Raw genomic sequence first — 26,409 nt, 5'->3', positions numbered from 1 at the left:
CGCCACGAACACGTGGCGGCCCGCTCCTCTGTCTCTGCGCATCCGCGGGGACGGCCTCGCGCGGTGCCGACCCCGTCGGAAGGTCACCGGCCGCCGACGCCGCTCGCCGCGAGTTCGCCGATGCCGCGGTACGCCAGCGCGAGGATGGTGAGAACCGGGTTCACCCCGCCGTTGGTGACGTGCAGGGAGGCATCGCTGATCCACAGCCCGGCGTGTCCGTGCACCCGGCCGTACGGGTCGGTGACCGAGTCACCGGGGCCGGTCCCCATGCGTGCGGTCCCGGCCTGGTGCTGGCCCGCGGACAGGCCCGTCTGTACCGGTGGGCTCCAGACCTGCCGGGCTCCGGAGGCGTGCATCCACTGCTCCGCGCGTCGGCGCAGCGCGTGCGCGGCGCGCACGCTCTCCGGATGCTGGGCACCGGACAGCCGGGCGACCCGGTGCCCCAGCGCGTCCCGGACGTCGGCGGCGAGGGTGACGCGTGCCTGCGGGTTCGGGATCTCCTGGATCGGGCCCATCAGGTGGGCCGTACGCAGGTAGGCGTCCCGCATCCACTGCTTGGCGTCGTACCCCCACCGCGGAGCACCCGGCGGAGCCGCCCAGACCCGGAACAGCGCGGGCATCTTGACGACCTCGTTGGCGATCACGCCGCCCCCGATCCCCTCCCCGCCCAGGTCGTGGGTGTACTCGGTGGTCGCGATGGAGACACCGGGACCGTGCAGATCCTGCACGGGGTCGTCGAACAGCCCGAACGCCCCGACGTAGAGCGTCCGGCGATTGATGGTTATCGGAGTCGACGGGTCGTGGGTCGGGTTGTCCAGCGGTAGCGGCTGCGGGCACGGTTGATCAGCCGGCGGATCACGGTGAGCGCGGCGGCGAGGTTGAGGTAGAACTCGACGATGATCTTCCGGCGATCGGTGAACCGGCGCAGCTTGCCGTAGCCGTTCATCCAGGAATGGGTGCGCTCGACCGGCCACCGCTTACCGACCTGGATCGGGGCGGGCCGGCCCTTGGTGGCGATCTGTGCGTCGAACCCGAGTCGTTCGAGCAGATCGCGGGTCTTGCCTGAGTCATAGCCCCGGTCCAGGTGCAGGCACGGTCGCTCGGGCCGCGGCCCGATCATGTCGTAGATCCCGATCAGGGTCGGTTTCAGCAACGGCGAGTCGTGGTCATTGGCGCGGGCGCTGATCAGGTGCAGCGGGATCCCCGCACCGTCGCAGACCACGGAGCGTTTGGTGCCCTGTTTGCCCCGGTCGACCGGGTTACAGCCGGCGCCCTCGCCACCGCAGGGAGCCTTGGTGATCGCTCCGTCGGCAGACAGATCGTCGAGGTCGAGACCGATCATCTGGTCATAGCCGGCCAGCGCGGCCCGAAGGACCTGCTCCCCGACGCCAGCGGCGGCCCACTGGGCGAGACGGCGGCGGATCGTGCGGTCCGAGCAGCCGGGGGTGGCAATGCGTTCGTAGCCGCTGCCGTGCACCAACGCCGCGAGCACGTGCTCGAACACCAGGCGGTCGGGGATACGGCGGCGGTGACATCCCCACGGATGGGCCGGGTCGAACTCCGGGCGCCGCTCTGCCTCGATCAGGGCAGCGAACTCGACCCAGAGGGGGTCGATCAGCGATTCTGGCAATAGAGGCACGGACCCTCCAGGCGACCATCAGGACATCAGCAATCCCATGATCACTTGCAGGTCCGTGTCTCTACCAACACCGACACACGGCCACCTCTACTGCCGGACGCTCGTAGTTGTGCCCCTGCAGATGCCGACCAACGTGGCCGGTGCGGTTGCCCAGCCCGTCGGGGAAGTCGGTGGTGGCACTGGCGAGCAGCAGACGTGCCGTCTCGATCGCGCCCGCGGCGAGCACGACGGCACCGGCCCGGACCTCGCGTCGCACGCCGGTCCGCAGGTCGTCCACGACGACCCCGGTCGCCCTCCCGGAGCCGTCGACGAGGACGCGCTCGACGAACTGCCCCGGCACGAGCCGGCACAGCCCGGTGGCCAGCGCGAGCGGGATGACCGTGTTGTGGGAGCCCGCACGGGCGTCGACCGGGCAGCCGAAACCGATGCACTGGCCGCACCGGACGCATGCCGCCCTGCCGTGCCGGTGCTCGGTGTTGATCAGGAGCGGGACCGGTCCGGTACTCAGGCCGAGGGCCTCGGCGCCCTTGCGGAGCACCCCGGCCTCCGCGGTCTCGGGCTGTGCGGGCATGGGGTACGGGGCGCTGCGGTGTCCCTGGAACCGGTGCACCGATCCGTCACCGCACACGCCGAACTCCTGCTCGACCCGGGTGTAGAACGGTTCCAGCTCGTCGTAGGTGAGCGGCCAGTCGGCGAGCGAGCTTCCCTCCGGGACGCCGTAACGCGAGGCCATGCGGAAGTCGTCGGGTTGGAAGCGCCAGGCCATGCCCTGATAGACCCGGGTACCTCCGCCGACGGTCATCGCGTTGTTGTGCCACCGGAAGTCGTGCGGCGCGTCGATGCGGTGCTCGCCCTCGGCGTCCGCGACGACACGCGGGTTCCCCGCCCGCGCCGGGCCGGTGTTGTGCCCGTAGGCCGAGAACCGGTGGTTGGCCAGGTGGTCGTGACCGATGGCGTCGGTGGTCAGGAACCGGCCCCGGTCCAGCAGCAGCACCCGCGCACCGGCCTCGGTGAGCACCCGCGCCGCCACCCCACCGCCGGCACCCGCCCCGACCACGATGACGTCGTAGCGGCCGTCGAGGGCCTCGGGGCCGGACTCGGTGGGTGCGACGTGCCGTACGACGTCGGGCACGGGCAGCTTCGGCGCCGGGTCGTAGCCGATCCCGGGCCACGATCCACTCTCGCGGCGCCCGTAGTAGCCGTGCGCGGCGACGTCGGCCAGCGTGCCGACGAAGGTGGCGGGCGACACCGTCCAACCGGGACGCCGGTCCTGGCCGCCGAGCGTGGCGACCAGCTCCGTGTCCAGCTCCGCACCGGCTGCGAGGTCCGCGGCGAGCGCGTCGAGGCCGGGGGTGAACAGGGTCGTCCAGTACTGCGCGTGGTGATCGGCGGCGACGTCGTCGAGCCACGCGAGCACACCCGCGTCGGTCGCCCCGGGCTGGACGTCGGGAGGGATCAGCACGTCGAGCAGGCGGGCGACGAGCGAGCGGTCGGGGTAGGGGATCACGCGGTGCTCCTCAGCGGCTCTCTGCGGTGGGTGTGGATCATCGGACGCCGCGGACGGGCTGGATCGCGATCGCACCGAGCACGGCGAAGACGGCGGCCGCGACGAACACGGCGACGTACTCGCCGTTGCCGAGCAGCAGGAAGACCGGGGCGATCGTCGGGGCGAGCGACTGCGGGATCGAGCTCGCGATCTGGAAGGTGCCCATGTCCTTGGCCGCGTCGTCCGGGTTCGGCAGGACGGACGCGACCAGGGCGAGGTCGATGGCGTGGTAGAGACCCGTGCCCACCGAGGTCACGGCGCTCCCGATGAGGAACTGGGTGAAGGTGGTCGACGTACCGATCGTCAGCAGCCCGACCGCTCCGGTCATGGCGGCGACCAGGACCAGCGGCTTCCGTCTCCCGATACGGTCCGACAGCCATCCGCCGAGCACGGACACCGTGATCGTCACCGCGGCGCTGACCAGCGTGCTGACGAACACGCGCCCGGCCACCTCGGCGGTGGGGACACCGAGACCGTCGGTGAGGAAGTAGACCTGGTAGGTCAGCAGGAACGCGGCACCGGTGAAGAAGAGGAACCGGCTGAGGAAGGCCCAGGCGAAGTCCGGATGCCGCCGCGGGCTGATCCAGAAGCCGCGGACGAACTCGAGCGGGTTCGACCGGACCGGTGCCTCGGCGGCGGGATCGGTGCCGGCCGGCCGATCGGGGAGCACCGCGACGAGCAGGCCGACGAACACTGCGGCGACGGCGAGCGGGACCAGGAACGTCCACGCCGACGAGCTGCCCACGACCTGGACGATCAGGGTACCCAGGAGTACTGCGCTGATCGGGGTCAGTCCGAGCAGCCCGGACACCCGGCCCCGCTGCTCGTCGGGGACGTAGTCGGGGAGGATGGCGTTGAGCGCGGCCTGGGTGGCGTTGAACGCGGCCTGGCACAGGCACCAGCCGAGCCCGACCACCAGCATGTTCGGGGCCAGCACGACGACCACGAGACCGACCCCGCCGACGACGACCCCCGCCGCGAGCCACGGGCGTCTGCGCCCGAACCGGGACGTGGTCCGGTCCGACAGCGCACCCCAGAGCGGCATGCAGATCATCGCGATGAAGGCCCCGACGCCCAGGATCAGGCCCAGCCCGGTGGCCTTGTTCGCTCCGTCCAGGCCGGCGACCTTGAGCGCGAGCGACACGGTGACCGGTGTCAGCAGAGCGGTCCACAGGCCGAACTGGGCCAGTACGTAGAGCGCGACGAGGCGGGTCGACGCCCGGGCCGTGCCCGGTGACGGGTGAGCGGCACCGGCGAGCCCCGTGTCGGCGGGATCGTGGGACTGCGGCATTGCGGTCTCCTGGAAACGGTGGCTCCGGTCGACCGGAGCGGATGGCGGGGTTCGGGACGGGGCGGGGCACGTCCGCGCGACGCGGACGGCGGATCGCCGGTCGCCCCGCGCTCCCGGGTGGTGGGTCCCCGGCGGACCGGGCGCGGGCTTCCCGGCGGGGCGTCAGCCGACGACCAGGGGACGGAGCGTTCGATGGGCGATCTCGAGCCCGCGGAGCACCCGGTCGTCGGTGCCGCCCCACAGCGGGTCCTCGTGCTCGACGGACAGGGTCCCGGTGAAGCCCGCCTCGTACAGGCGGTCGACGACCCCGGACCAGTCGACCTGGCCCCGCCCCGGTACCCGGTAGCGCCACCATCCCGTCGCCCACGGGTCGTCGCCCTTGTCGACGGTGCCGAACGCACCGAACCGGTTGCGTGCCCGGGGGTCGAGCTCGATGTCCTTGGCCTGGGCGTGCACGATCCGGTCGGCGTACGGGAGGATCGTCTCGAGCGGGTCGATCCCGATCCACATCAGGTGCGACGGGTCCCAGTTGAGGTAGAGGCCCAGGGAGAACATCCATTCCCACAGCTCGGGGGAGTAGGCGATGTTGCCCGGGTAGCCGTCGGGGTGCCAGCCCTCCATCACGCAGTTCTCGATCACCAGGAGTACGCCGCGTTCACCGGCGTACTCCACCAGCGGCGCCATGACCCGCTCGGCCTCGCGCATGTTGTCGGGGACCGACCGGGCCGGGTCGCGGCCGATGAACGTGCCGGCGTAGGGCACACCGAGCACGGCCGCGGCGTCGATGGTGCTCCGCAGGTGCTCGTGGATCTCGGCCCGCCGGGCGCGGTCCGGGTGCAGGTTGTTCTCGTAGTAGGCCAGTGCGGAGATCTCGAGGGCGTGTTCGTCCATCGTCGCGCGCGTCGCGTCGACGACCGCGGCGTCGAGGGCCGCCACCGGGAGATGCGCCGCTTCGAAGTCGCGACCCCCGGTCGCGGGCCAGCAGGCCACCTCCAACGCCTCGTATCCCGTGCGTGCCGCGAACGCCGCGATGGAGTCCAGCGACCACGAGGGCAGGCAGGCCGTCAGCATGCCGAGTTTCACGACCTCACCTCCACCGCGGTCCAGCTGCCCGACTCCGAGGATCGCAGCATCGCCTCGACGACGGCGGCCGAGCGGGCTCCGTCCTCGAAGGTCGGGAGGCCGGACGGCTTCTCACCGGTCACGGCGGCGTAGGTGTCGGCGACGAACGCCTCCATGCAGTGCGCGAATCCCTGCGGGTGTCCCGGAGGGAGTACCGAGAGCCGCTGCTGCTCGGCCGCACCGGGGCCGTGTCCGCGGGAGAGGATCCGGTCGGTCCCCGGCCCTCCCAGCCAGACCTGCTCCGGGTTCTCCTGGTCGAACACGGCGCTCGCCGCCGTGCCGTCGAGCTCGAACCACAGCCGGTTGCGACGTCCGGGCGCGACCTGGGAGACGGTGACCGATCCGAGGACCCCCGAGTGGGTCCGGAACAACGCCACGGCACTGTCCTCCGTGGACACGGGTGCCGGCGTCCCGTCCGGGCCGGGGCGGTGCTCGAAGGCGACCGACCGCTGGGCACTGACCGCGGCGATCCGTTCCCCGCTGACCCACTCCACCAGGTCGCACCAGTGCGAGCCGATGTCGGCGAAGGCCCGGGAGGCACCGCCGGCCCCGGCGTCGACGCGCCAGCCGGAGGCCTGCGGCGAGAGCATCCAGTCCTGGAGATAGCTGCCGTGCAGCAGCGTCCACCGGCCGAACTCGCCGTCGGCGGCCCGGGCCCGGACCTCCCGGACGATGGGGTGGAAGCGGTAGACGAACGGCACGGTCGCGACCACGCCGGCGGCGTCGGCGGCGTCGGCCAGCCCGACGGCCTCCGTCCTGGTCACGCCGAGGGGCTTCTCGCAGATCACGTGGATCCCGGCTGCGAGCAGCCTGCGGACGTAGGGGGCGTGGGTGGCGTTCGGGCTGGCGACATGGACCAGATCGACCCCGGAGTCGACGACCTCCTCGATGGATCCGAAGGCGGTCGGGACACCCCACCGGGTGGCCACCTCTGCGGAACGGTCCGGCCGGGACGCCAGCACACCCTCCACCCGGGCGCCGGCGAGCACTGCGGCGCGGTGGTGCAGGGCGCCGATCATCCCGGCGCCGACGACGGCGACGCGGCGGACGCGGGTGGACGCTGACACGGTCATGAATTCCCTTCACGTCGAGCAGGGTCCTGCGGCAACCCCGCCACCGAACCGACCGTAGAGATGCTCTTACTTTTGAAAAACGGCTGAAATATAGTTTGTACGGTGATTAAGAGGTCGTTTCAGAACGACTTGTCGAGTTTCCATTGACCCCTCGACGACAGATCAAACGGCAGGTCAGATAGCCGCTTGTCGTCTACAACAGACACGTCGACCTCGTTCTGAAATGACCTCTAAGAGGTCGCGCGGATTGGTCACAGCTTGGCCGCGGTCGAGTGTCTGGGGGCGAGGGCGGGTACGGGCCTGCCGATCATGAAGTTATCTACGCTTCGTGATCGTCTGGAGGCCGCGTGCCCACCCTGCCATCATGGCTGACCGAGCCGTTGTGGGACCAGTTCACCGCGCTGCTGCCTCATCGAGACGAGTTCGATCCCACCCATCCGCTGGGCTGCCATCGCCGCCGGATCGCGGATCGGATCGTGTTCGACAAGCTCCTGCAGGTACTGCGGTTCGGCTGCTCGTATGAGGGCATCGCTGACAGCACCTGCTCGGCGACCACCATCCGCGATCGTCGTGACGAGTGGATCAGGCTCGGGGTCTTCGCCCAGTTGCGTCGGATCGTCCTGGACGCCTACGACCGCATCGTCGGTCTGCTGCTGCACGACATCGCCGTCGATGGCGCCATCACCAAGGCCCCCGGCGGCGGCGAGGTCGCCGGTCCGTCGCCGGTGGACCGGCGCAAACAGGGTATGAAACGTTCGGTGCTCGTCGAGGGATACGGCATCCCGCTGGGCCGAGTCCTGGCCGGAGCCAACCGGCACGACTCCCCGCTACTGGGCCCCACCCTCGACCGCCTCGATGCTCTCGGCCCGCTGCCCGACGACATCACCGTGCACCTCGACGCCGGCTATGACTCCGGCAAGACCCGCGACACGCTGGCCGAACGAGGCCTGCACGGCGAGATCGCGCACAAGGGTGAGAAAGCGCCGATCCAGGCCACCCGCCGCTGGCACGTCGAGCGGACCAACGCTTGGCACAACAGCTTCAACCGGCTGCAGCGCTGCTACGAACGACGAGAAATCGTCGTCGACGCGTTCTTCGACCTCGCCGACACGATCGTCACACTCCGTAGCTTGATTCGGCAGGCCTGGACCACACACCGCTGGAACGCCCGACCTGCACGACGTCCATGATCACCAACCAATCCGCGCGACCTCTAAGAGGTCGTTTCAGAACGACTTGTCGAGTTTCCATTGACCCCTCGACGACAGATCAAACGGCAGGTCAGATAGCCGCTTGTCGTCTACAACAGACACGTCGACCTCGTTCTGAAATGACCTCTAAGCCGTTGGTGGGACCGTTGCGGCTCTCGGCGCCACCGGTGGCCGCGCGACTCGACGCCGCGGAGACCGCGAGCGTGCTGTCCCGCCTGGTGGCCTCGCGGGCGGCGACGACGAAGGCCGACCTCTGCCGGGCGACCGGCCTGGCACGGTCCACCGTCACGAGCGCGGTCGACGCACTCCTGTCCCGAGGCGTCCTGGACACCGCCGGGACGCGCACGCCCGCCGGACGGGGGCGCCCCGCCGACGAGCTCGTGGTGTCCCCACGACACGGGGTGGTGCTGCTCGCGGACCTGGGCGTCGAGCGTGCCCGGGTGACCGTCGCGGGGCTCGGGCAGCAGATACTCCAGCAGAGTGACCTGGAGATCGTGATCGCGGACGGCCCCGAGCGAGTGCTCGCGACGGTGGCACGTGAGGCCGAACGGATGCTCGGCACGGTGCCGTACCCGGTGCCCCGTGCCGCGGTGATCGGTCTGCCGGGACCCGTCGACCCGTCGGGTGGACGCCCGGTCCGGCCGCCGATCATGCCCGGCTGGGACGGCTACCCGGTCGCCGACGTGCTCGGTGAACGGTTCGGGTGTGACACCGTGGTCGCGAACGACGTCAATCTCTGCGCCCTCGGGGAGGCCCGGTCCCTGCCACCGGAGCAGAGCCCGCTGTTGTTCGTGACGATCGGAGCGGGTATCGGGGGTGGGTTCGTCGGATCGAACGGCGAGGTGCACCAGGGTTCGGACGGGGCCGCCGGGGACATCGGGCACATCCGGCTGCCCGGGACGGCGGACGTGGCGTGCGCCTGCGGCAAGACGGGCTGTGTGGAGGCCGTCGCCTCCGCGACCGCGCTGGCCGGGGCGCTCCTGCGGGAGGGTGGTCACCGACCCGGCGGCGAGACCGAGCTGGTCGCGCTGATCCGTGCCGGGGAGCCGGCGGCGGTACGGCTGCTGCGCGAGGCGACGGTCGTGCTGGGCGAGCTGGTCGCGATGCTCGTCCACGTGCTGAACCCGGCCCGCGTGGTGCTCGGTGGCGAGCTGGTCGCAGCCAGCGACGACATCCTTGCCGGGGTGCGTGGGCTGGTCTACCAGCGGGCCCTTCCGCTGGCGACCCGCGATCTGGTCCTCGCCCAGAGCGGGCTGGCGAGCCGTGCCGCCACCGCGGGCGCGCTGGTGCAGGCCATCGAGGCGGCGCTGTCCGCGGAGGCGCTGGAGCGAGGGGGGAGGTAGGCCGCACCCGGGCGGTCGTCGCCGCCCGGGGCCCCGTGCCGACGTCGTGGCGACCGCCGGCCCGGGCTCCGGGCGGAGGACGGCCGCGTCGACGACCCACACCCGCGTCCGGTCCCGGCCCGCCCGCGGTCGGACGGTCCGGGTGTGACGTGTGCCGATGGTGTGGCAGACGCTGCCAAAAACGGCTTACAGTGACAATATGCAGAGTGAGGCGGGGCCCGACCGGCGTCGTCGACGTGGAGTGGACTGCGGCACCTCCCGCGGCGGGGTGGCGGCGGGGGTCGTCCGATGACGGTGCGACCGTTCGTGCTCGACGTGCCGCAGGGCGAGCTCGACGACCTGCGGGAGCGGCTGCGGCGCACCCGGCTCGTCGAGTCCGATCTCGGGTGGTCCGCCGGCACTCCCGCCCGATTCCTCCGGGAGCTGGTCGACTACTGGATCGAGGAGTTCGACTGGCGCGGGATCGAACGTCGGGTCAACGACCTTCCCCAGTTCGAGGCCGACATCGCCACGCGGTCCGGCGAGTTCCGGTTGCATTTCGTGCATGCGCGCGGCAGGGGCCCTGAGCCGCTCCCTCTCGTGTTCAGCCACGGGTGGCCGGGATCGTTCTGGGAGGTCCACAGGATCATCGGTCCGCTGACGGATCCCGTCGCCCACGGGGGAGACGCCGCGGACGCCTTCGACGTCGTCGCACCCAGTCTCCCGGGATACGGATTCTCTCCTCATCCCGGTCGGCCGGGCGTCGACCCGTCGGTGATCGCGGATGCTTTCCACGCCCTGATGACCGACACCCTCGGCTATCGCCGCTACGTCGCCCAGGGAGGGGACTGGGGCTCGTTCGTCACCGCGGCGCTGGGGCGCCGTCATCACGGCCCGGTCGACGGTGTCGCGGCGATCCACCTCAACTTCTTCCCCGGCCGGCCGTCGCCGGCGGATGCTGGAGGCGACGACTTCCTGCAGGTCATGGAGCAGTGGAATGCCCGAGAGGGTGCCTACGCGCACATGCAGGCGACGAGACCGCTGACCATCGGTCATGCGCTGAGCGACTCACCCGCGGGTCTGGCGGCCTGGATCGTGGAGAAGTTCCGGAGCTGGAGCGACTGTGGCGGCGACGTCGAGTCGGTCTTCTCCAAGGACGACCTCCTCACCGGGATCATGTTCCACTGGCTCGGCGGAACGGGTGCCACCGCCGCCCGGCTCTACTACGAGGCGGCCTCCGCATCGGGATCGGCGCCGCCCGGCCCAGCCGCGGTCCCCACTGCCTACGCGGCGTTCGCCGGCGAGTTCTTCGTGCCGTCACGCGAGATCGTGTCCTCGGACTTCGACCTCAGGCAGTACAGCGAGTTCCCCCGGGGCGGGCATTTCGCCGCGCTGGAGCAGCCCGACGCGCTGGTGGGCGACATCCGCAGCTTCTTCCGGCGTTACCGGTAACCCTGCCCCGGGTGGATCGCGCCCGCTCCGGCCGCGTTCCTCGGTGCAGCGACGGTGCCTCCGTGCCGGTGTCGGGTGAGTGCCGCCCCGTTACCTTCTTGATCAAGCCCGCTGAGGGCTTGCAGGCCGCCGGCCGCGGTATGACTGACTGCCCCTGTCGCCCGATGATCTGGGGGGTGTTGTCGCCGTGGCCGGAGGGCGCCAACGACCGCTGATAGAGACCTGACCCGTGTGGTCTGCTCGTAACGTGGCTGCCGGCGCGGGTGCTCGTGGTCGGCCTGCCGCGACGAGAAGGGAGCGGCGGTTGCCCGATCCTGACCAGCACCCGACCGGGTTCGCGGTGTTCTGCGGCCTGGACGTGGGCAAGTCCGAACACCACGCCTGCGCGGTCGACACCAACGGGAAGCGGGTGCACGACAAGGCCCTGCCCAACGACGAATCGGCGCTGCGCACCGTGCTGTCCGGGCTGGCCGAGCACGGCGCGGTGCTGATGGTCATCGACCAGCCCGCCTCGATCGGAGCGCTGGCCATCGCCGTCGCTCGTGATCTGGGGATCACGGTGGCCTACCTGCCCGGGCTGGCGATGCGCCGCATCGCCGACCTGCATCCCGGGCAGGCCAAGACCGACGCCCGCGACGCCCACGTGATCGCCGAGGCCGCCCGGACGATGCCGCACACCCTGCGCCGGGTCGGCACCGACGACGAGACCCTCGCCGAACTCACTGTGCTCGCCGGTTACGACGATGACCTGGCTGGGCAGAGCACCCGGCTGACGAACCGGCTGCGCGACGCCCTGCTGCATGTTCATCCCGCCCTGGAACGCCTGCTCGGGCCACGCCTGGACCGCGGTGGCGTGCTCGACCTGCTCGCGGCCGCGCCCACCCCGCAAGCCCTGCGAGAGCTCGGCGCTGACGGGATCGCCGAGACGATGCGGGCCCGGTCGCCTCGACTGGCCCGCACCCTTCCCGCCCAGATCCTGACCTCGCTCGACGCCCAGAGCCTGACCGTTCCCGGCACGGCCGCGTTCGCCCGTGTCATCACCGGCGTCGCCGGGCAGCTGCGCCAGGTCCACACCGAACGCGACCAGCTCGCCGACGAGCTCGAAGCCCGCCTGGAGGCCCACCCTCTTGGACCGGTCCTGACCTCGATGCCCGGACTCGGGGTCAGGACCGCCATCAAGATCCTCACCATCGTCGGCGACGGCTCCGGGTTCCCCACCGCCGGGCACCTCGCCGCTTACGCCGGCCTCGCCCCAGTCACCCGCCGCTCCGGCACCTCGATCAAAGGCGAAACCCGATCCCAGCGCGGCAACCACGCCCTGAAATCCGCGCTGTTCCTGTCCGCATTCGCCGCCCTGGCCGACCCCGCCAGCCGCGCCTACTACGACCGCAAACGAGCCGCCGGCAAACGACACAACGCCGCCCTGATCTGCCTCGCCCGACGCCGCACCGACGTCATCTACGCCATGCTCCGCGACCGCCGCCCCTACAACCCGCCCACGGTCAACAACCCCGATCCAGAACTCGCCGCCGCTTGACGAACCCATAGAGACACCCCCCCCGCCTCGACGGCACCGGGTGACGGTCGACCCGGCGTGCCGCGAGATCGCCTCCGGCGCGAACGGTCGCGCTCGGCACGGCCCATTTCTTCCCTCGATGTCCCGACGACCGGGCAAGGAGTCCACATGTCTCGACCCACGGCTGATGTCGAACCACGGAACGCACCGGAGAACCGCACCGGACTGCTGCTCGGCGTCATGGTCGGCGCTGCGTTCGTGATGATCCTCAACGAGACCGTCCTCAGTGTCGCGTTGCGCGACCTGAGTGTCGAACTCGCGGTACCCGCCACCACCGTGCAGTGGCTGACCAGCGGATACCTGCTGACGATGGCCGTCGTCATTCCCATGACCGGTTACCTGATGGACAGGTACACGCCGCGGCAGATGTTCCTGGCCGCGGTGTCGACGTTCACCGCGGGCACGGTGTTGTCGGGCCTGGCACCCGCGTTCGAGGTGCTGCTCGTCGGCCGGGTCGTCCAGGCGGTCGGAACCGCGTTGATCCTCCCGCTGCTGATGGCGACGTCGTTGCGGCTCGTCCCCGTGGAGAACCGCGGCGCCGCGATGGGGACGATCACGATCGTCATCGCCGTCGCGCCGGCGATCGGCCCGGCGCTCGGTGGGGCGATCCTCTCCGGGCTCGGCTGGCGGTGGATGTTCTGGTCGGTCCTCCCGCTGTCGGTGGCCGCGCTCGTGGCGGGTTCCCGGTGGCTGCGGCTCGACACCGCGGGGCGGCCGGTCCCGCTGGACGTGCCGTCGGTGCTGCTCTCGGCGACCGGGTTCGGTGGGCTCGTCTACGGCCTGTCCGCGCTCGGGAAGGGCATCGACGGCGGCGTCCCACCCTGGATCGCGGTCGTCGTCGGGCTCACGGCGCTCGTGCTCTTCGTGGCCCGACAGCGGGGACTGCAGCGGCAGGACAGGGCCCTGCTCGATCTGCGGCCCTTCGGTCGGCGTCCGTTCGCGGTCGCCCTGGTGATCACGGCGCTCATGCTGTTGTGTCTGATCGGCGTCGCGTCGGTGCTGCTTCCGCTCTACATGCAGGCGGTGCTCGGCGTGAGCCCGCTGGTCGCGGGGCTCGCCATGCTGCCGGGCGGGCTCCTGCTCGGCCTGCTCGGGCGGCCGGTCGGTGCGCTGTTCGACCGGTGGGGAGCCCGGCCACTGGTCGTCCCCGGTGCGGTGCTCATGGCGTCGGGCCTCGGCCTGTTCGCGACCATGGACGCCGGGACCCCGCTGCCGACCGTCATCGGGTTCCACGTCGTGCTGATGTCCGGGATGTCGTTCATGCTGACGCCCCTGATGGCGGAGGCGCTGGGCTCGCTCCCGGACGCGCTCCAGTCCCACGGCAGTGCAGGCCTCTCCGCGATGCAGCAGGTCGCGGGTGCGATGGGCACGGCGCTGTTCGTCTCGGTGGCCGCACTGGGCTCGGCCACGGAGGGGCAGACCCCCGACGCGGCGGGCCTGCACACGGCGTTCGCCACCGCGGGCGGCATCGGTGTGCTGACCGTCCTGCTGTCCCTCCTGGTGGGGCGCCGTACGTCCGAGACCGGGGAAGCCGGGCCGGACGCCCGGATGTGACGTCCGGGCACGGCGGTCGGGATCCGTGTGAGGACGCGAGCCGATCCGTGGGGGCACGAAGGCCTGCCGGGCGTGGCGTGGAGCTGTCGAGGAACCGCTCCGCCACGCCCGGGAGGCCTTCCTCGTCCCACGTGTCGTCGGTTCGACGGGCTGCGCCACCTCGACCGGGCCGCCGGTGAACCGGTGCGACGCCCCGAACCCCCGGCACCCGGGGCTGATCCAGGTCGGCGGTCCACACCCCCGACGACGGAGGAGCGGGCCGGGACCCCGGTCGGTCCTCAGGCGATGCCGGGCACCTGCCGGGCCGCGTCCCGGGAGTCGGGTCGCGGCGCACCGCCCTCGTCGCGGATCGGGGTGGACGGGGTGGTCGCGCGTGCGAGCAGCACGACCCACGCCATGAGGGCTCCCGCCCCCACGACCTCCACTCCCGTGAGGTTGAGGTAGCGGGCGGGCCACATCAGCAGGACGGCGGCACCGAAGGCGACCACGACCGCGACCGAGGCCCGGTGGAACCATCGCGGCAACGCCGGGAGCAGGAACGGTGTGGCGGCGACCAGCGCGACGAACCCCACTCCCATGATGCTCGCGATGACCGTGTGCACGGTGTCGGCGGCGGAGACGGGCACCAGGCCCACGCCGGCGAGCAGCGCCCCGATCGCGATCAGCCAGGTGCGCACCACCCGCACGGAGAGTGCGGCGATCGGACCCGGATGGTTCCGGAGGTCCGTCTCGACGTATCCGGACAGGGCGGTCACGGCCATGCCCGTGGCGATCAGCGTGGCGTTGAACGCCACCGCCGAGAAGTCCGATCCCGCACCGAGTTCGCTCAGGTTGCGTTGCCACCACAGCGGGTCGGGTGCGGACAGCATGCTGGCCAGGACCCCGCTGGTCGCCAGGAGGATCAGGAGCGCGGACAGTGCGCGGGCGGTCATCGACGACGCCACGGCGCTGATCGAGGCGCAGGCGACGGCCGCGGCACCCGCCCCGAGGAGGGCCGCACCGACCGGCTCGAGTCGCATCTCCCGGAACGCGTGGTGCAGGACCCCGAACACGCCGCCGATCAGCAGGATCGCCACACCGACCGTCGCGGCCGTCAGCAGCAGGGTGTCGACCACCAACCGCCGTGGGCCCGGACGGTCCCGGAACCGGCGGGCGCCGACGCCGTCGAGGTAGGACATGACGAACGCCCACATCCCGACCACCCCGGTCGTGGCGGCCGCCAGTACTCCCACGGACATGGTCCCGAGCAGCGGGACCTGTTGCCCCCGGAACCACAGCAGACCGAGCGTCGTGCCGCTCGTCAGGGCCAGACCGACGGCCACGGACGCTCGGCGGGCCCCGGCGGCCGGGCGGAGGGCGGGGGAGCGATCGGTGGTCGGGTCCACCGTTCCAGTATCCGGCTGCGACCCGGGTGGAGCGGGCGCGTGCTCGTGTGATGCATCTCGATCCGACCCGTCTGTCCGGCACACGCGGTGCACGGCGGCTGGAGGCGCTCCGGGTGAGGGGGAATGATGGGGATCATGACAGCCCGGCCCCCGGGGCGCCCGCGCGAGGTCGACATCACCCGTGTCGCCCGGTCCGCCGTCGACCTGTTCACCGAACGCGGATACGAGTCGGTGAGCATGGACGACGTGGCGTCGGCCGCGGGCATCAGCCGGCGCAGCCTGTTCAACCACTTCGCCACGAAGGCGGAGCTGCTGTGGTCCGGCCACGAGTTCTACGTCGACCGCCTCCGCCGCCATCTGATGCGGCCGTCCGGGCAGGGCGCCGCACTCACCGACGTGCTCACCTCCGGCTTCGTCCGTGCCCTCGACGATCTCGGCGAGGACGGGCTCGCACTGGCCAGGGCCCGACTGCGGGTGGTCTCGGCCCATCCGGACACGGCCGCGGTGGGCCAGGTCGTCGTCGCGGCCTGTCGAGCCGTCGTACTGGATCACCTCCGGACACGCGTGCGGGGCGAGCTGACGTGCCGGTGCATCGCCGGTGGGGTCGCGGCTGCCGCGTACGAAGCCCTGATGTGGTGGGCGGCCGGTGACGCCCCCGACCCGGAGCGCGACATCAGCAGCGGTATCGCGGCCCTGACGCTGCGCGAGTAGCCGCCCGACAGGCCGGCGCTCCGGTAGAATCTGCACCAGGTGCATGAATTCGAACGGCGGCCGCTCGCGCGGCCGGAGGGAGTTCCCCATGACCACCGACGAGCGTCCGGACTACTTCGACGCCTTCCCCACCATGGCGATCAGCCGCGACGCCGACGGGATCCTGGTGGTCCGGCTGCACGGTGCCGACGCCGGGACGGCGGTCACCTACACCGCTGCGCACCACCACGACTGGTGCCGTGCCTTCGCCGCCATCGGTGACGACCGGGACAACCGAGTTGTGATCATCACCGGCACCGGGGACAGCTTCATGGACCGGATGGCCTACGACGTCCACATCCGGAACCCGCAGGACTGGGACGAGTCCGTCTACTTCGACGGCAAGCGGATGCTGCGCCGTCTGCTCGACATCGAGGTACCGGTCATCGCTGCCGTGAACGGTCCGGCCACCGTCCACGCCGAGCTCGCCGTCATGTCCGACATCACGCTGGCCTCCTCGACGGCGACCTTCCAGGACTCTCCGCACGTGCCCTACGGCACCGTGCCGGGCGACGGGGTCCACATCGTGTGGTTGGAGCTCCTCGGCATCAACCGTGGCCGCTACTTCCTGCTCACCGGGCAGACGCTCGATGCGCAGGAGGCGCTGCGGCTGGGGGTCGTCAACGAGGTGCTGCCGCCCGAACAGCTCCTGGGGCGGGCCATGGAGCATGCCCGCCGCCTCGCTGCGCTGGACCCGGTCGTCGCCCGGTACACCCGGGTGGTGCTGACCCAGCGGTACAAACGGCTCATCGACGAGGGCCTGGGTTACGGGTTGGCGTTGGAGGGTCTGGGCGCCCTCAACATGCTGGCCCGGGGCGTCGCAGCGCAACGCCTGAGGTGAGCGGGCTCCGCCGGCGCCGGCGACGACCCGGTCACCACCTCTCCGCCAGGAGCCGACCGACGCGCAGGGAGTTGGCCATGACGGTCAGGCCGGGATTGAAGCCTCCGTTGGTCGGGTGCAGCGACGCGTCGGCGACGTAGACGTTGTCCGTGCCGAAGAGCAGTCCGCGCTCGTCACACGCCGCGACGGCGGGGTCGGTCCCGAACCGGACGGTCCCTGCGGAGTGCTCGCTGCCCTGCGGCATGCCCGCCCCGGCGAGCGCCGTCACGCGTCGCCCGCCGGCTTCCTCGATCCATCGCCGTGCGTGCACCTTCATGTAGTCGGCCGCCTCCTGGGACGCCGGATGGGGCGCGTACCTGGCGCGGAGCGCGGGCATGCCGTGGCGGTCCACGAGGGTCGGGTCCAGGGTGATCCGGGTGAACTCGTGGGGGATCTCCTGCACCATCGACATGGCCCCGAGGGGAAGGTTGCGCCGTCGCATCGCGGCCTTGTGGGCCGCCCCGTAGCCGACCTCCGGATCGTTGCCCGCCGCCGTCGCGCGGGCGAGCGGATACGGGGGGATCAGGTCGTAGAGCACGCCACCGCCCCATCCCTCGTGGTCGCGGTGCACGAAGTCGAGGGTCGCGACCGAGTGTCCCGGTCCGAGATCGGTCTTCGCACCCTCGGGCGACTCCCGAGCGACTGCGAACGCCCCGGCGTGCGAGTGGTGGTTGCGGCCGACCCAGTCGTTGCCCAGGCCCGAGGCCAGCAGGAGTCGCGGTGTCTCCAGGGCGCCTGCGGAGACCACGACCACGTCCGCGCGCACGGTGGTCTCCACCGGGCCCGACTCGGACTCGGTGATCAGACGTACTCCGGAGGCCCGCCCGCGTCCGTCGTGGACGATCTCGACGACCTGCGATGCCGTGATCAGGTCGGTCCGACCGGTGGCGAGTGCTCGCGGGAGGAACGTGTTGTGCGTACCGTTCTTCGCGTCCACCGGGCATGCGTGGCCGATGCACTGCGAGCACCTCACGCACGCTGCCCGTCCGGCGCGGGGGACCGAGTTGATGGCGAAGGGGATCGCGGTCGAGCCCCAGCCCAGGCGTCCGGCCGCACCGGCGAGGACGTCCCTGGTGCTGTCGGAGGGGAGCGCCGGCATCGGGTAGCCGCGGGTCCGCGGCGTGCGTGCACCCAGGACCCCGGTGCCGTCACCCGCCACTCCGAGCTCCCACTCCACCCGGTCGTAGTAGGGGGCCAGGTCGTCGTAGGAGATGGGCCAGTCCGCGAGCGTGGACGCCTCGGGGCGGCCGTACTCCGAGGCCATCCGGAAGTCCTCGGGGAAGAAGCGCCACGACATCGCCTGCCAGAGCCTGGTCCCGCCCCCGACGGTCATGGCGACCAGGCCGTAGGCGAGACCGTTCCGGTCGCCGCGCGTCACCGAGACGGTGCCGTCCGCCAGTTCCAGCACGCGGGGACTGCCCGGCCCGGGGCCGGCCGTGGTGTCGTAGTCCTGTTCGCGCTTGCCCTGCAGATGATTGCCCCGTAGCTCGCTGTTCCGATGCCCGCGCGCCCGTTCGACGACGAGGACGCTCCGACCGTTCTCCGCCAGCTCGGCGGCGACGACACCCCCTCCGGCCCCGGCCCCACGACGACGGCGTCGTAGTGGCGGGCGAGGGAACCGGGACCGACGCCCGCCGGCGGGTCGGGATCCACGGGGGTCACGTCGTCGGGCACCGGGGTGAAGTTCGCGACCGTCCACCCCGCAGGTTCTGACGTGTTGCCGTAGTAGCCCTCGAAGGCGACGCGCGCGAGTGCGGCGACCGGCGTGGCCGAGTCCCGGTCGATGGTGCTCGGCATCCCGGGCGCCGGTCGGTCCGTGGCGCCCTCGCGCTCCACCAGGCGGTCGACGACGGCCCGCCGTTCGCGGGGACCGAGCTCGGCGTACCCCACCCCCGCGACCGTCATCGCCTCGTCCTCCGCCGCGGCGACCGCAGCCTTCAGCGGTGCGACGGCCCAGGACAGGAAGCCCTGGGAGTGCTCGTGGAGCAGTCGTGCGACCCCGCCGTCCCAGCCACCGGGGTCCTCGTCCTCGGGGACGATCACGTCGACGAGAGCCGCGAGAGCCCGCATCTGATCGCCGGTGAAGCCTGCGAGCGGAGTCGGCGACGGCAGCGGTTCGGACACGGGACCTCCATCGTTGGCGGGCGCGACACGCCCGATTCCGGGCGTGCTCGGCATCGGGCGACAGTACGCACGCAGGACAGTGTCGGCAACCGATTGCCAAGCCGTCGACGTCGTGGCGTGGCAGGTCCGGATGCTTCCGTTCCCGGGTGGTCGTTACTGTTCCGGTAGCCGTAGTCCGGATCGACGGTCGATGCGACCGGCCGGTACTCGTCGATCGCGGAGCATCCGTTGCGCGGGGCACTGGAACAACTGGCAATCGATTGACGACGTCAGTCGGTCTGGCCACGCTGAGGTCCGTGTCACAGACGACAGCACGACGACGGCGCGGGCCACTCGCCGCTCCGGCACCGCCGGTCGGGGCGTCGGGGTCGTGATGCCGCACCCGTGCCGTCCACCCCGGACCGGATCCGCGTGCTGCGTGACGGCCGTCGCCCGGACGGGAGCGACGACGTCCGGACCGGCCGGCAACGGGAGCGAGCCCTCACCGGTGCCCACCGCCGGACATCCCCGCGGTGCCGACGCGCTGCCGGGACACGAGATGCAGGGGCGTGGGATCCGGCGCGAGGGCCGCGGCAGGGGCCGTGCGCGGGACCGGGCGGCGGGATCCTCCGACGGCTCTGCCGGAACATCCCCGGTCGGCGGGACCGACCCGCGTGACGCGATGCGTTCGCCCGCCGGGGCCTCGTCTGCTCCGGCCGGCGGCAGGGCGATCGCGATCGGCCCGTTCCCGCCCGCTGTCGGACGCCGTGGCGATCCGGATGACCGAAGGAGCTCACTCGTGCGCGGACCACGGACCCCAGGAGCACACGGTGGCTGACCCGATCGAACCGCAGGCGGTACCCCGGTCCCGGGCGGCCTCGGCCGACGACCCGGCGCAGACGCGTGCCGACACGGTGAAGGGTCGTCGAGGGGGCGTCTTCGCTCTGGCCTTCGCGAACATCGTCGACGGATTCGAGGGCGGGCTGATCAACACCCTCTTCCCGGTCATCCGCGACGCGCTCTCGCTGCAGACCAGCGCGCTGGGCGTTCTGGTGGCGATCAGCCGATTCGCCCGCATGGTGCTCGGCCCTGTGTGGGCGTCCCTCGCCGATCGCTACGGACGCAAGAGGATCCTGTTCATCGCCACCGGGCTGTGGGGACTCTGGACGGTCGCGGCCGGCTTCGCGCAGAACGCGACGCAGCTCTTCGTCCTCTACACCATCGGTGTGTTGGGAACCGTCGCCTCCGAGCCGATCGCCAATGGCCTCGTCGTCGACATGTTCGATTCCGCCGAGCGCGGTCGCGCGTTCGGCATCCTCCGCACCACGATGATGGCCGCGTCGTTGATCGGGACGCCGATCCTCGGCCAACTCGCCGACGTCGAGAACGGTTGGCGCTACGGCCTGTTCGCCCTGGGGGGCATCAGCGTCGTGTCCGGCGTCGTCGTCCTGCTGTTCGTGCCCGAGGTGCGCAGGGTTCTCCCGGCCTCGACACCCGGCGGCGGGACGACGAGGTTCAACATCGGTGATGCGGTGAGCCTGCTCCGCAACCGCACCATCCTGTTCATGGCGGTGCAGGTGAGCCTCACGACGAGTCTGGTGCTCTTCGCCTTCTTCGTCACCTTCTGGGTCGACGCCCGCGGCTGGGGCGTCGCGGACGCCGCGATCCTGATGGCCGTGTACATGCTGGGGAATGTCCTCAGCAGCTTCCTGGGCGGGCTGCTCGGCGACCGGTTCGCGCGCCGGTTCGGCCACCGCGGGCGCATCATCCTGATGCAGGGCTACCTGATCGGCTATGCGGTGTCGACGGTCCTGCTGTTCCAGGTCGACTGGGGGACCGGGCCCGCGGTGTACCTCGCCGTGTTCGTGACCGGTCTGATCGCATCGATCGGCCCGCCCGGGGCGATGTTGCTGATCATCGGGTCCGTGGTCCCCCCGTCGGTCGTCGCGACGGCCTACGCGCTCATCATGGGGTTCGTCCAGGGAGGAGTGGCGGCACTGTTCAGCCTCGTCTTCGGCTTCCTCGGTGACGTCATCGGCCTCCAGTACCTGATGTTCTGGCTCGTCTCCGTCCCGTACGCGGTGAACGCGGTGTTGTGGTCGGTGATGTACCGCATCTATCCCGGCGACGCCGCGGCGCAGGAGATGCGTGACCGGCAGCCACGGCCGGCCGTCCCCGGCCCGACGACGCCGGACCGCGGGGAGTGAGGATGCCACACCCCGCAGCAGAGGTCGTCGACGTCGTCGTCGTCGGTAGCGGACCGGTCGGATCCACGTTCGCCCGGATCATCGGCGACGCTCGTCCCGGATGCAGGATCCTCGTGGTCGACGTGGGGCCGCGCGTCCCCGGGGTCCCCGGGCTCCACACCCAGACGATGTCGCCGGAGGAACGCGCGAGGGCCCGCCTGCTCACCCAGGGGGCGCAGTCCGGGGTCGACCAGAGCGAGGTTCGGGACCCCGGGGAGGCCGCCGCGCTCGACCCCGTCCTCGACCACGACCGGCTCGTCCGTCCCGGTCTGTTCCTCCTGGGGGAGGGAGCCAAGGTCGAGGGGGAGTTCGGTCTGGCCGCTGCCAGCATGTCGAGCGGGATCGGGGGGATGGGGATCCACTGGTCGGGTTCGTGCCCACGTCCGAACGGGACGGAACGTATCCCCTTCATCCCCGCCGAGGAGATGGACCAGGCATACGACGTCGCGGACCGGCTGCTCTCGGTCGACCACGATCCCGCCCCGGGAGACGATCTCCTGCAACGCATGCGGGCGGCTCTGGCGGCCGAGTTCGACGCCGACGCCCCCGACGCCTCGCCGGTCACCATGACGCCTCTGGCCGTCGTGGTCGACGGGAACGGCCCGCAGGTCTCGGGTCCGTCCGTCATCCTCGGCGACCTGGCCGAGCGCGTGCCCGGTTTCGCGCTGCGACCTCGCACCCTCGCGCGTCGGGTGCTGATCGAGGACGGAGCGGTCCACGGTGTCGAACTCGAATGCCGGGACACCGGAGCGACCTACGAGGTCCGCTGCCGCCATGTCGTGGTCGCGGCCGACGCGCTGCGGACGCCGCAGTTGCTCTTCGCCTCGGGCGTCCGCCCCCGCACCCTCGGTCGCTACCTCAACGACCACCTGAAGATGACCGGCACGACCACGTTGTCCCGCGCGTACACGTCGGACGATCGCGGACGGACACCCGGGCGCCCGATCGGAGTCGTCCTGATCCCGTTCTCGTCGCGTGTGCGGGAGATCCAGGGGCAGGTCCATCCGGCCGCCCGCAGCATCTGGTTCTCGGGTGCGGACTTCGCCGGCCTCGCGTTCTACGGTGCCAAGGATCTGCAGTTCTCCGACCGGGTCGCCTTCAGCGGGTCCCGCCGCGACTCGTTCGGCATGCCGGCGATGACCGTCCGTTACACACTCACGGACCGCGACCGGGCCACGATCGAGCTGCTGGAGTCGACCGCCCGACGTGCGGCGGAGGCACTCGGTGGATCGTCGGAGGATCTCACGTTCGCCCCGGGAGGCTCCTCGCTGCACTACCAGGGGAGCACACGCATGGGGGCCACCGACGACGGGGAATCGGTGTGCGACTCCTACGGCCGCGTGTGGGGCGTGGACGGGCTGACCGTCGGCGGCAACAACGTCATCCCGACGGCGACGGCGGCGAACCCCACGATCACCAGTGTCGCGCTCGCGGTGCGGGCGGCGACGACGATCGCGGGGCGACTCGAGTAGTCCGTCCGGAACCCGGTGCGGACGTGAGACCGCCGCCGATCCGCGGCCGGCGACGCAGGCCCGTCCCACCGGGGGCGTGTGACGGGGCCGCTCCCGGTACTCGTCGGCGACCCGCCGTCGCGGCGCGCCCGAGATCCTGGACACGACGCGCCCGCGCCGACACGTGCTCCGGGACGCAGGCGCTCGACGGGGGACCGTCCGCGGGGCCGACGTAGGCCACCGGGTGGGCGGGCCGTCGGCCCTCGGCGCTCTACCGGAGGACCCCGGACGACCCGTCCACGGAGTCGTCGTGCGCCTGCGGACCGGCGGGCTCCGGAGCGGCGGGGGTCGGGACGGTCCCGACCCGGTACGGACCGGACCCGGGGTGTCGTTCCAGCTCGGCGAGGTCGACGGGTCTCCCCTCGGTCGCCGAGCGGTAGATCGCGTGGACGGTCACGAGCGTCCGGACCGCGTCCTCGACCGTCACCAGGGTCCGTCGGCCCTCCAGGACGGACCTGGACACGTCGTCGAACTGCCGGGCGTGTCCGGCTGCGGTCGTCGTCGCATCACGGTTGACCGTCGGATCGGGGGCGACGACCTGGTTGCCCGACCCGTGCAGGCCCATCTCGCCGACGTCGCTGCCGTCGGCGAGGTGCAGATAGCTCAGCCCCTCGTGCTCGATGACAGCGCTGCCCCGCGTCCCCATCACCTGCAGCCGGGCCGCGAGACCGGGGAACGCGGCGGTCGTGGTGTGGACGGTCGCGAGCGCTCCCGACTCGAACTCGACCACCGCGGCCGCGGTGTCCTCCACCTCGATGCGCTGATGTGCCAGCCGACGGCTGCTCGCGGTGACGCGCACCGCCCGGCCGAAGTACCAGAGGAGCAGATCGAGCGTGTGCACCCCCTGGTTCATCACCGCGCCACCGTCGTGGGCCCAGGTCCCACGCCAACCGGCACGGTCGTAGTAGCTCTGGTCGCGCCACCATCCGACCGACGCCACGCCCGAGGTGAGGGTCCCCATGCGTCCTGCATCGATCGCGCGACGGACGAGCCCGGCTGCCGGCCCGAACCGTTGCTGGCTCACCACGGCGGCCACGAGGCCGGAGGCCTCGGCCCGGGCCGCGACACCGACGAACGCCAGGGCCCGCTGCAGGTCGGTGTCGAGCGGCTTCTCGAGGATCAGGTGACGCCCCGCGTCCAGGACGGCGGTCCCGATCCCGACGTGCGTCCCGGTAGGGGTGACGACGGAGACGAGCTCGACCCGGGGGTCGTCGAGGATCTCGTCGACCGTCGCCGCGACGACCGGTCCGCGGGTGCTCCAGCTCGCGCGATGCTGCTCGATGAACGCGCGAGCGCGTGACGGCACCCTCGATCCGACCGCCACGAGCTCGGTGTCCGCCGTCGCACTGATCGCTGCCGCATGCGTGGCCGCGATCGCACCGGTTCCGATGACGGCGACACCCAGCGGGCGGCCGTCCGGCCGTCGAACGGCTGCCGCACGGTCAGAGCAGGTCACCGAAACCCATCTCGTCGATGTTGCGATAGGAGGTCCGCAGGCAGTCGAGGATGTCCATCCCGTCGGTCTCCTCCTGCTCGATGAGCAGGTACTGCGCGCCGGCGTCGCGCGCGGCGGGGATGATGCGCTTCCAGTCGAGGTTGCCCTCCCCGACCTCGGCGTCGGTCACCAGCGCGTTCCGGAAGGCGGGGAAGCCCCCGGCGCTGACCTCCGCGAAGAGCGCGGGGTCGAGGTTCCTGATCCGGTAGTCCTTGAGATGGACGAGTGCGACGCGCCCCGCGCGATCCGTGATGGCCTGCACCGGGTCCAGACCGGCGCGTTGCAGCCAGTGCGTGTCCAGCTCGAATCCCACGCTCGGTGCGTGTTCGGCGATGATGTCGTGGAGGTGGGTCCCGCCGAGCGTCGCGAACTCCACGTGGTGGTTGTGGTAGCACAACCGGATGCCGTCGTCGTCCAGACGCTTCGCGTGACGCTCCAGCTCCCTCGACGCCCCGATCAGCTTCTCGGGCTCGCCCAGTGCGTCGAAGGGGAGCATCGCGACGCGGACCATCGTGCTGCCGAGCGTCCGCGCGTCGGCGACGATCTTGTCGAGGTCGGTGTCGAGCGAGTCGGTCCCGCCCGTCGACGGGCCGAGTACGGCGGAGAGGGCCGCGAACGTCAACCCGAACTCGTCCCGGGCCCGGGCCAGCTCCGCCACGTTCTCGTCGGTCATCGGTATCTGGGCCAGCTCGGTGACCGTGAACCCGACGGAGACGAGCCGGCGCATCGCCTCGAACGGGCCGGCCTCCGCGGCGATCTGCTTGAGCATCATCGCCTGCACACCGATCGCTGCCACTGCCGCTCCCTCGTTCGCCACCGCTCCGGTCCGACCCGCGGCCACTCTGACACCGATCGGTCAGGATGGCAATCGATTGACAAAGGCGGTAGTAGTCATTGAGCTGGGGCAACTCTCGTCGGTGCTCATCGGGTGCGCCTCGACGGCAATCGTTCGACAGGGGCGAGGATCCCGGGCGTCGGGGTCATGGCCACGGAGATGCGGTCACGGAGGTCCGGCTCGTCGCGGCGTGCTCGCCGTGACCGGCGGACGACCTGTCACCGTTACCGTGGACGTCGCGGTCGACAGGGCCGTGGACGCTGCAGCGAGATGGGTGCGGGTGGATGAACGGCGACGAGCCGGAGGAGCGGGACGCGGCGAACGGTGCTCCCACCGACGCTCCCCGGATGTCACGGCGCACCGGCGCGGTCACGATCTACGACGTCGCCGAGCGCGCCGGCGTCGCGCCGTCCACCGTCTCGCGGGCGTTGAGCAAGCCCGGCCGGATCAACGCCACGACGGAGGCGAGGATCCGCCGGGCGGCCGAGGAGCTGAATTTCCGTGTCAATCCCATGGCCCGTGCCCTGCACACCGGCCGGACGGGAACCATTGCACTGGTCGTCGCCGACATCACCAACCCGGTCGTGTTCGGAATCGTGCGCGGTGCGGAGAAGGCGGCGAGCGCGGAGGGCTACACGCTGATCATCGCGGAGTCGCAGGAGTCCGGGGATGCCGAGGGTGCCGCCGTGCGGCGCATCCTGCCGAGCGTCGACGGGGTGATCCTCTCGATGAGCCGTCTCGCGTCGGACCGGATCCATGCCATCGCCCGGGAGAAGCCCCTGGTGCTGATCAACCGTGCGCTCGAGGACGTGCCTGCCGTCGTCCCCGACGTGTCGCAGGGTGTGACCGCCCTCCTGGACCACCTCGACGAGCTCGGTCACCGGTCGCTCGCCTACCTCTCCGGCCCGACCGCGTCGTGGATGAGTGAGCGCCGCTGGGAGAACCTGCTCGACGGGGCCGAGAGCCGCCGGATGGGGCTCGTCGAGATCGGCCCGAACGCGCCGACGATCGAGGGCGGCCGTGCGGCACTGCGGCGCGTCGTCGCCGCGCGGGTCACCGCCGCCGTCGCCTTCAACGACCTCGTCGCCATCGGCCTCATGCAGGCCGCGGCGCACGCCGGTGTCGGCGTGCCGGGCCGGCTGAGCGTGACCGGGTTCGACGACATCTTCGGCAGCGAACTGATCGAACCGGCCCTCACCACGGTCCGCAGCCCGCTCCAGCTCGCCGGCCGGCGTGCCGTCGAGCACCTGCTCGCCGGCCTGGCGGGCAGGACCGTGGAGCCGGCCGGGGCACTGGCGGCCGAACTCGTGGTCCGCCGGTCCACCGCCGCGCCCGCCGGGGGACTGCCGGAGGAGGGACATCCTCCCGGACGGTCGCGCGGCCCTGCCCGGTGAGCGTGACGTCGGTGCCGGAACCGG

General features: G+C 71.4%; 21 protein-coding genes. 10 read left to right on the top strand and 11 right to left on the bottom strand.

The annotated features are described in order from the left end of the window. Positions 1 to 83: 83 nt before the first annotated feature. The 6 genes from KPF47_RS25075 to KPF47_RS25050 form a co-directional block, all read right to left on the bottom strand. Positions 84 to 728, bottom strand: a complete 645-nt coding sequence (locus KPF47_RS25075; protein ID WP_224391234.1) for a GMC family oxidoreductase — start codon at positions 726 to 728, stop codon at positions 84 to 86. A gap of 53 nt (positions 729 to 781) precedes the next feature. Then, entirely contained in the window at positions 782 to 1,639 is an 858-nt protein-coding gene (locus tag KPF47_RS25070; RefSeq protein ID WP_224391014.1) for an IS5 family transposase, read from the bottom strand. Positions 1,640 to 1,700: 61 nt separating this feature from the next. After that, positions 1,701 to 3,146, bottom strand: a complete 1,446-nt coding sequence (locus KPF47_RS25065) for a GMC family oxidoreductase N-terminal domain-containing protein (protein WP_224391233.1) — start codon at positions 3,144 to 3,146, stop codon at positions 1,701 to 1,703. Between the two features lie 37 nt (positions 3,147 to 3,183). Then, positions 3,184 to 4,476, bottom strand: a complete 1,293-nt coding sequence (locus tag KPF47_RS25060; RefSeq protein ID WP_224391232.1) for an MFS transporter — start codon at positions 4,474 to 4,476, stop codon at positions 3,184 to 3,186. 162 nt (positions 4,477 to 4,638) lie between these two features. Continuing rightward, positions 4,639 to 5,559, bottom strand: a complete 921-nt coding sequence (locus tag KPF47_RS25055) for a sugar phosphate isomerase/epimerase (protein WP_224391231.1) — start codon at positions 5,557 to 5,559, stop codon at positions 4,639 to 4,641. Then, positions 5,556 to 6,671 carry a Gfo/Idh/MocA family protein gene (locus KPF47_RS25050; protein ID WP_224391230.1) on the bottom strand — a complete coding sequence of 372 codons (1,116 nt, stop codon included), beginning with the start codon at positions 6,669 to 6,671 and terminating at the stop codon, positions 5,556 to 5,558. The genes KPF47_RS25055 and KPF47_RS25050 overlap by 4 nt, the downstream gene beginning before the upstream one ends. A 347-nt stretch (positions 6,672 to 7,018) precedes the next feature. Between KPF47_RS25050 and KPF47_RS25045 the strand changes: the two genes are divergently transcribed. The 5 genes from KPF47_RS25045 to KPF47_RS25025 all read left to right on the top strand — a co-directional run bounded on the left by KPF47_RS25045 (position 7,019) and on the right by KPF47_RS25025 (position 13,786). Further along, positions 7,019 to 7,861, top strand: a complete 843-nt coding sequence (locus tag KPF47_RS25045; RefSeq protein WP_224386276.1) for an IS5 family transposase — start codon at positions 7,019 to 7,021, stop codon at positions 7,859 to 7,861. A gap of 140 nt (positions 7,862 to 8,001) precedes the next feature. Next, positions 8,002 to 9,225 carry an ROK family protein gene (locus KPF47_RS25040; protein ID WP_224391229.1) on the top strand — a complete coding sequence of 408 codons (1,224 nt, stop codon included), beginning with the start codon at positions 8,002 to 8,004 and terminating at the stop codon, positions 9,223 to 9,225. Between the two features lie 288 nt (positions 9,226 to 9,513). After that, positions 9,514 to 10,656, top strand: coding sequence for an epoxide hydrolase family protein (locus KPF47_RS25035; RefSeq protein ID WP_224391228.1), 1,143 nt, complete (start codon positions 9,514 to 9,516; stop codon positions 10,654 to 10,656). 304 nt (positions 10,657 to 10,960) lie between these two features. Further along, positions 10,961 to 12,193 carry an IS110 family transposase gene (locus tag KPF47_RS25030; RefSeq protein ID WP_224386690.1) on the top strand — a complete coding sequence of 411 codons (1,233 nt, stop codon included), beginning with the start codon at positions 10,961 to 10,963 and terminating at the stop codon, positions 12,191 to 12,193. A gap of 147 nt (positions 12,194 to 12,340) precedes the next feature. After that, positions 12,341 to 13,786 (top strand): DHA2 family efflux MFS transporter permease subunit, encoded by a 1,446-nt coding sequence (locus KPF47_RS25025; RefSeq protein WP_224391227.1) that lies wholly within the window; start codon positions 12,341 to 12,343, stop codon positions 13,784 to 13,786. 278 nt (positions 13,787 to 14,064) lie between these two features. On the opposite strand, the gene KPF47_RS40440 is transcribed toward KPF47_RS25025, so the two are convergent. Then, positions 14,065 to 15,171, bottom strand: a complete 1,107-nt coding sequence (locus tag KPF47_RS40440) for a DUF998 domain-containing protein (RefSeq protein ID WP_224391226.1) — start codon at positions 15,169 to 15,171, stop codon at positions 14,065 to 14,067. Between the two features lie 135 nt (positions 15,172 to 15,306). On the opposite strand from KPF47_RS40440, the gene KPF47_RS25015 reads away from it, so the two are divergent. Together KPF47_RS25015 and KPF47_RS25010 are read left to right on the top strand one after the other, a co-directional pair. Beyond that, complete coding sequence (locus KPF47_RS25015; protein ID WP_224391225.1) at positions 15,307 to 15,882, top strand: TetR/AcrR family transcriptional regulator; 576 nt, start codon at positions 15,307 to 15,309, stop codon at positions 15,880 to 15,882. A gap of 88 nt (positions 15,883 to 15,970) precedes the next feature. Then, positions 15,971 to 16,762 carry an enoyl-CoA hydratase/isomerase family protein gene (locus KPF47_RS25010; protein ID WP_224391224.1) on the top strand — a complete coding sequence of 264 codons (792 nt, stop codon included), beginning with the start codon at positions 15,971 to 15,973 and terminating at the stop codon, positions 16,760 to 16,762. A gap of 31 nt (positions 16,763 to 16,793) precedes the next feature. Here KPF47_RS25010 and KPF47_RS25005 read toward each other — a convergent pair whose 3' ends face one another. Together KPF47_RS25005 and KPF47_RS41105 are read right to left on the bottom strand one after the other, a co-directional pair. Then, entirely contained in the window at positions 16,794 to 18,209 is a 1,416-nt protein-coding gene (locus KPF47_RS25005) for a GMC family oxidoreductase N-terminal domain-containing protein (RefSeq protein WP_374108891.1), read from the bottom strand. Beyond that, positions 18,176 to 18,925, bottom strand: a complete 750-nt coding sequence (locus KPF47_RS41105; RefSeq protein ID WP_374108890.1) for a gluconate 2-dehydrogenase subunit 3 family protein — start codon at positions 18,923 to 18,925, stop codon at positions 18,176 to 18,178. Before KPF47_RS41105 ends, KPF47_RS25005 begins: the two co-directional genes overlap by 34 nt. Positions 18,926 to 19,506: 581 nt before the next feature. On the opposite strand from KPF47_RS41105, the gene KPF47_RS24995 reads away from it, so the two are divergent. Next, a complete protein-coding gene (locus KPF47_RS24995) occupies positions 19,507 to 21,111 on the top strand; it encodes an MFS transporter (protein ID WP_224391222.1) in 1,605 nt (534 codons plus the stop codon). Between the two features lie 2 nt (positions 21,112 to 21,113). Then, positions 21,114 to 22,622, top strand: coding sequence for a GMC oxidoreductase (locus tag KPF47_RS24990; protein ID WP_224391221.1), 1,509 nt, complete (start codon positions 21,114 to 21,116; stop codon positions 22,620 to 22,622). 250 nt (positions 22,623 to 22,872) lie between these two features. Here KPF47_RS24990 and KPF47_RS24985 read toward each other — a convergent pair whose 3' ends face one another. Both KPF47_RS24985 and KPF47_RS24980 read right to left on the bottom strand, forming a co-directional pair. Then, entirely contained in the window at positions 22,873 to 24,117 is a 1,245-nt protein-coding gene (locus KPF47_RS24985) for a Gfo/Idh/MocA family protein (RefSeq protein WP_224391220.1), read from the bottom strand. Continuing rightward, a complete protein-coding gene (locus KPF47_RS24980) occupies positions 24,104 to 24,952 on the bottom strand; it encodes a sugar phosphate isomerase/epimerase (protein ID WP_224391219.1) in 849 nt (282 codons plus the stop codon). Before KPF47_RS24980 ends, KPF47_RS24985 begins: the two co-directional genes overlap by 14 nt. 323 nt (positions 24,953 to 25,275) lie before the next feature. Between KPF47_RS24980 and KPF47_RS24975 the strand changes: the two genes are divergently transcribed. Then, the gene (locus KPF47_RS24975) at positions 25,276 to 26,385 is read left to right on the top strand and encodes a LacI family DNA-binding transcriptional regulator (protein WP_224391218.1); all 1,110 of its coding nucleotides are present in this window, start codon (positions 25,276 to 25,278) and stop codon (positions 26,383 to 26,385) included. Positions 26,386 to 26,409: the final 24 nt, after the last annotated feature.

This window comes from Pseudonocardia sp. ICBG1293, assembly GCF_020131355.1.
Classification (GTDB): domain Bacteria; phylum Actinomycetota; class Actinomycetes; order Mycobacteriales; family Pseudonocardiaceae; genus Pseudonocardia.
Note: the sequence above shows the minus strand (reverse complement) of the source record. Positions and strands in the feature narration are given on the sequence as shown.